The organism is Paenibacillus sp. 598K (assembly GCF_003851045.1).
Lineage (GTDB): Bacteria > Bacillota > Bacilli > Paenibacillales > Paenibacillaceae > Paenibacillus_D.
On sequence record NZ_BFBX01000012.1, the window covers coordinates 3,597 to 3,972 of the forward strand.

Here is a 376-nt window from a genome sequence, read left to right on the forward strand (position 1 = left end):
TCGTCCGGACGTCCGGACGACGCTTCTTGGCGCGGATCGGATCCTCAGGCGTCAATTCGATGTTGACGTCCTTCTTCTCGCCGGTCAGCAGCTTCAGAGCCGCTGCGAGCAGATGCACGGAATCGTAACGCTCGAGGAGCTGGATCGCCGTGCCTTTGTATTCATTGAAGTCTTCCGACTGGATAATCTCGAGCAGACGCTCCGCTGTTACGCGTTGCTTGCCTTCGATCGCTTCTGCGAGCGACGGCAACGCCTTGCGGGAGATCTTCTGACGGGTGACGCGCTCGATGAAGTGCAGGTGATCGATCTCGCGCGGAGTGACGAACGACCAGGCCGTGCCTTCCTTGCCTGCGCGGCCGGTACGGCCGATCCGGTG

Annotated in this window: 1 pseudogene; it reads right to left on the reverse strand. The window is 61.2% G+C overall.

Annotation, left to right across the window (positions count from 1 at the left end):
- Positions 1–376: pseudogene (locus PA598K_RS37750) on the reverse strand (DEAD/DEAH box helicase); the annotation flags it as partial.